Annotated in this window: 7 protein-coding genes; 1 reads left to right on the forward strand and 6 read right to left on the reverse strand. The window is 39.3% G+C overall.

Going from position 1 to position 5,135, the window contains the following annotated elements; translation table 11 throughout:
* Window positions 1-637: 637 nt before the first annotated feature.
* The 6 genes from ACF8CV_RS17415 to ACF8CV_RS17440 form a co-directional block, all read right to left on the reverse strand.
* Complete coding sequence (locus tag ACF8CV_RS17415; protein WP_138938732.1) at window positions 638-1,186, reverse strand: hypothetical protein; 549 nt, start codon at window positions 1,184-1,186, stop codon at window positions 638-640.
* 152 nt (window positions 1,187-1,338) lie between these two features.
* Window positions 1,339-1,677, reverse strand: coding sequence for a hypothetical protein (locus tag ACF8CV_RS17420; protein WP_138938733.1), 339 nt, complete (start codon window positions 1,675-1,677; stop codon window positions 1,339-1,341).
* A 192-nt stretch (window positions 1,678-1,869) separates the two neighbouring features.
* Window positions 1,870-2,139, reverse strand: coding sequence for a hypothetical protein (locus ACF8CV_RS17425; RefSeq protein ID WP_138938735.1), 270 nt, complete (start codon window positions 2,137-2,139; stop codon window positions 1,870-1,872).
* 21 nt (window positions 2,140-2,160) lie between these two features.
* Window positions 2,161-2,775, reverse strand: coding sequence for a hypothetical protein (locus tag ACF8CV_RS17430; RefSeq protein ID WP_138938736.1), 615 nt, complete (start codon window positions 2,773-2,775; stop codon window positions 2,161-2,163).
* 184 nt (window positions 2,776-2,959) lie between these two features.
* Window positions 2,960-3,481: a GrpB family protein gene (locus ACF8CV_RS17435; RefSeq protein WP_000058623.1), complete on the reverse strand. Its 522-nt coding sequence runs from the start codon at window positions 3,479-3,481 to the stop codon at window positions 2,960-2,962.
* 607 nt (window positions 3,482-4,088) lie between these two features.
* Window positions 4,089-4,499, reverse strand: a complete 411-nt coding sequence (locus ACF8CV_RS17440; RefSeq protein ID WP_017449628.1) for a hypothetical protein — start codon at window positions 4,497-4,499, stop codon at window positions 4,089-4,091.
* Window positions 4,500-4,789: 290 nt separating this feature from the next.
* Between ACF8CV_RS17440 and ACF8CV_RS17445 the strand changes: the two genes are divergently transcribed.
* Complete coding sequence (locus tag ACF8CV_RS17445) at window positions 4,790-4,981, forward strand: hypothetical protein (RefSeq protein WP_155007008.1); 192 nt, start codon at window positions 4,790-4,792, stop codon at window positions 4,979-4,981.
* Window positions 4,982-5,135 lie beyond the last annotated feature (154 nt).

Consider the following 5,135-nt stretch of genomic DNA (forward strand, 5'->3'; position numbering starts at 1 on the left):
TGCTAAGGTGTGAGTAACGCAATACAGAAGCTACCGCACAGCGCCTTAATCACATAAGCCACCGCAAAGTAAAAATGCAACGTGTTACGAATCACTCTTAAGCAATTTGTTAGTACATGCTCCACTTCTATTTATGCGCTCCAAGATATTGAAAAGTGGCATAATATGAAAGGCTTTGAACACTGAAGTGAGACGGGCAGCTACAAAACTTTACCTCGATTGGAAGACGAAAGTTGGCTAGAAGAAAAACGCAATGAACTGCCCTACTTTCACTAGTTTCAAATTAGAAAAGGATTCTTTCCTCGTACTTCAACAGCCACACCAAAAGTAATCAAGGTTCTCTCAAAAGCCACCACGAAAATGAAGAAGCGCCAAAGAAATAGGCTAAGAGTTAGAAACCGTAAACGGTGAAATCAAAACGAACACTCCGCATATAGTGCCACCGGAAAGAACGTGAAAGGCACTCACTGAAAGGTGTAAATACGACCGCCAAAACAGATAAACACCAAAACTTATGACCTTTGATGTAAAACCCGTACTAACGCCGCATTAAGGTGTGAGCGACGCTTGGCTATACTTGAGCGAAGCGAAACTGCCAAGCGTTGCGAATCACTCTTAAATGCTTTGTTATACGATTCTACGCACCCCACTTTTCTATGTCGTCCTCAGTTAGTAACGGAATGATCTTGAGCTCTAGATCTTTACGTAAAGTAGCTACATGCGAGAGCAGTTTTAAAGACATACTTTCAAAAAGATCCAATTGTTCAGGACTCAAACACCTTGAACTTCTATTCCTTACCGGCTGGAGCATTTGAAAATCCCCATAAGTATGGATAGCAAACTTCATTTCAATAGCCTGAGAATCTGAATGTGCAATAAGCTGATTCCTAAGCTGGATTAAAAATTTATGTAAGGAAAATTCGTCAGGTGATAGGACTTTTAGTACGGTAGTAGGTAAATCGGGCACCTTAATTTGATTTCGAGAGTCATTTCCAGAAAATGGCTTACAATAAGATAAGATCATCGCATTAGTTAATGCAGAAAGAACAAGAAAATTGCCATCAAAATCAGCGTAAAGTTTGTTGTTCTTAATGTAGCTAACGATATCGTGAGCTTCTTTAAAGTCTGCAAATGAGATAGCAACTCGCTTGAACTGCCTCAACAAACCGTCACTTTTTCTATCCACAACAACCTCTAGTTTATTCGAATCGTATAACGCCGCGTTAAGTGGTGAACAGCGCCAACCACCAAACTTAAACCATTGCACCTTAAACACAAAATTCAATTAAAACTGAAATCGCCAAGCGTTGTGAATCCGCCTTAAACGCCTTGTTAGCTTTATATGCGTTTTGCAGCCATTAGTGCACATAGCAAAGTAAAAGGAAACAAAATCACAAAGCTAGCTTCTAAAATACCCAAAACCTTAGCTTGCTGAACATGTGAAACGACGCTCGAAACTGCACAATAGATTCCTGAAACAATAAATGCCATAAATACTTTTTTCTTGCTAAAGCCTTTATAGATGCTCAATTTATAGCTAAGAACTATGATAGGTAGCAATAACGCAACAATATTATTTCCCTGAAACATAGGGATTGAAAATTCCGTTCCCACGTATATAGAGAAAAAAACCAGCACAAGATAGCTAGCTAATGACAATGCTGCATATTTTACCATTACTTCCGCCTTACAATCCCTGCTAATGTGATTTGAATAAGTAGCAACTACTTAACTGATGGAAAGCTAACGCCGCATTAAGGTGTGAGCAACGCTACCACAAAACAATAACATACCACCATAAACACGAAACCCAACGATGGAATGAAGCATACCAAGCGTTGGGAATCACTCTTAAATGCCTTGTTAGCATTAATCCTGAGATGGCGGTAGTTGGGTGCCGTTGACTTTCGGAGTATTGGTGTATTTGCTTTGAGTAAATTCCACCAAAGCCTCAATTCTAATAAGTCTTTCATTCACTTTATCGTGCTTATCTCTTAGAGAATTAATTTCTAATTTATGCGTTTTGTCATAAGCATCAATCTTGCCAGATATTAAAGTTATCTCCTTCATCATTTGCTCGGTTTTTTCACCAAGAATGATGAGTTTCTTTATCTCACCTGCTAATTGACCAAGTCCCATTTTACACACTCCTTAATAATGCTAGATTTCTAATAGTTTTTTTGTTTTTTGCAACTCAACTAATGCTTCATCTAAAGCGGCACTTGCTCGTATATTAACATCACTTAGAATGCTAGTTAGCCGCACTAATTCTTCATTGACGTTCCGATAATAGCGTTTCTTGACAGAATTTATAGCCACAGGGAGAGTGCGTAAATTAACTTCAAAATTTTCACTCTTATTATCACTATATTTAGGTAATTGAAGAAGCTCAGAATTGTTTAGATTAAAAACTCCCCTTACACATTCTTTTTCAAGTATTATTAGAGGAATTTCATTTTCACAAATAAGCCTCAACAATCTTCTACTAGCTTTTGAAGCTAGCATTATTACAACTCCAACATTTTTAGGTATAGTGACATCATTAGATAAGACGACTTTTGCATCTATTTGTGTGGCTAAAATCCGGCACTTAGAAGAATTTTCATTATCTGGAATAAGCGCTATATCAGCTTCATTCTCAAAACAAGAGTAGATAGCATCTAGAATTAAACTCAAATCATTTAGTTTGAAATCCGTTCTTTCATTCACATATTCAATGGCCTCAACCTCTAACCGAGACTGCACTTCGTTTTGAAGCTCCTCAATTCTAGTCATCTCATCACCCTTAATCAAAAACTACATAACTAGTAAATAATAGCAGGAAAATCCCTTTTTGAATGCTAACGCCGCGTTAAGGGGCGCAGGCACGCAATACAAAAGTGACCGCATAACACCTTAACCACTAAACACAACGCAAATTGAAAATGCCACGCGTGCCAAGTCCCTCTTGAACGCTTTGTTAGGCAAATTTCCAGTTGAGAGCCTTAGCCTCATGCTCTTTAATAAAGCTATCTTTATGACGGCAATATACATCTATGTCATTGTTGCAGATTGCTGCTCCAGTTTTCTTTAACACACCATACTCATCGGCCACTTCAGGAAAAGCGATAAGATACTCTTTAAAAGCGATGTGTCTTTGTGCTTCATGTGAACCTGTTAGAAAAGCGTGGACTTGATGAGTTCGTTGAACCCCACCTTTTTGAAAGTAACGCCTACCCGGGATACCAAACTCACCTTTAGCAAGATAGCCCAACGATTCCATCAAGTAACTTTGCTCATCCAGTTCACTGAGACATTTAACTTCGAGCAGAATATCTATAATTGGTTTCGCACATAAACCTTCAACTGAAGTGCTACCGATGTGGTGAACTTCCACCACATTTTCTTGGCTTAACGCATTACAGATTAACGCTTTCTCTCGGTTAAAATCATCAGCCCACGACGACTGAAAATCTACGACTTCAATTATCCTTAAACTCACGCCTATCTCCATTTGCCTAACGCCGCGTTAAGGGGTGAATGCCGCATAAACCAACTTTCCGCAGACCACTTTCACCACCAAAACTCACTGCATACCAAAAATGCCACGCGGCATGAATCCCTCTTGAACGCCTTGTTATGCTTAAGCTTCAATGGGTTACGTTTTAATAGAACCAAGATTAACTCGACTTTGATTTACAAACAAAAGCCAAAACGTAGAAAACCGAAATGACTCATAGTTTTGAAAATCGGACTTTGAAATTTGGCGGATAAAACTCAAAAACCTAAGTTCAAAGTTCTGATTGAGCCAACTGCCCTAACCCCGCGTTAACGCGAAATCTGATTGAGGCAATTCACTGAATTTCCAGCGCCAAAGAATTGATGTCCAGAAAATAGCGCCCAATGAAGCTGACTTGCCGACGAACTCGAAATTATCAAACCGAGGGAACAAAGAAAAACCATAAATCACTGATTTTAAGTGATTAAGCATAACGCCGCGTTAAGTGGTGAACAACGCAAACCACCAAACTAAAACCATTGTATCTTAAACACCTAAGCTAACTTGAACCAAAACCGCCAAGCGTTGTGAATCCGCCTTAAACGCCTTGTTATGAGCCTGACTTCAAGTACACGCCTTCCTGACGGAGTTGTACTCGTAAATCTAACATTTGTACATTCGTTGATATTACCGAAAACAGATTACCAATGGCTACAGCAAACATTAGACCTGCTGCATACCCATTCCATAGTCCGAGAGCTCCTTGAGAAAGCATGTTAAATGCCAAACAAAAGAAGATGACACTGGAAATAAACATTCTTAATTCCCCACAACTAAATTTGTAGGTGTTGTTCGCATAATCGTACTTAATTTGAACTCTTGAACTGAGGCCACCAAGTTTTATATACATGGCACTTTCACTGCTTTTATAAGCAATGTCATTAAGATCTAGTACTTTTTCTATTCGCTCCAACATGACTTTACGCTCGCTAAAGTTGATTACCTTGAGGTTATTCCTCATAGCATTCTATTTCATAATATATTTGAAATTTCTCAGCCCAAGTCACGTATAGAGCTGGCTCATAACGCCCTGCTAAGGGGTGAGCAACGCAATACCGAAGCCGCCGCATACCGCCTTAACCACTAAATTCAACGCATAGTAAAAATGCCACGCGTTGCGAATCCCTCTTGAGCAGTTTGTTAGTTTGCAAACCCAAAGTGTTGATTTTACGTTATTTCAAATTTTGAAAACAATAAACTCTATGTGTTTTGATGCACTTAAGTCAGGCGTAGTCTCAAAGCGGCTACTCAATGAAACAACGTGGAACAAACAACGCCGCAGAAAACGTCATTTCAGCGAGTAAATCAGCTTTTGTACCAACAAACTTAACGAGCAGAGTTTCAGCAAGAAAGTTCAACTCAGGTAACCCAAAAGTCGCCGCGCCAAAAAACAAATCAATCGTTGAAACGATGCCAATTTTGGATTTTCTCCACGCTCGTTAACACTGAAATTGAACGCCGATACGACAATTTCGACTTTGAGCTTTTACCACTAGATCTTGCGATATAGCTGCGTTTTTCCTCTTGCAAACTAACGCCGCATTAAGGTGTGAGCAACGCAATGCCGAAGCTGCTGCATACCACCTTAACCACTAAA

The sequence above is a fragment of the Vibrio sp. zbq_1 genome (assembly GCF_043102935.1).
GTDB classification, from domain to species: Bacteria; Pseudomonadota; Gammaproteobacteria; order Enterobacterales; family Vibrionaceae; genus Vibrio; species Vibrio parahaemolyticus.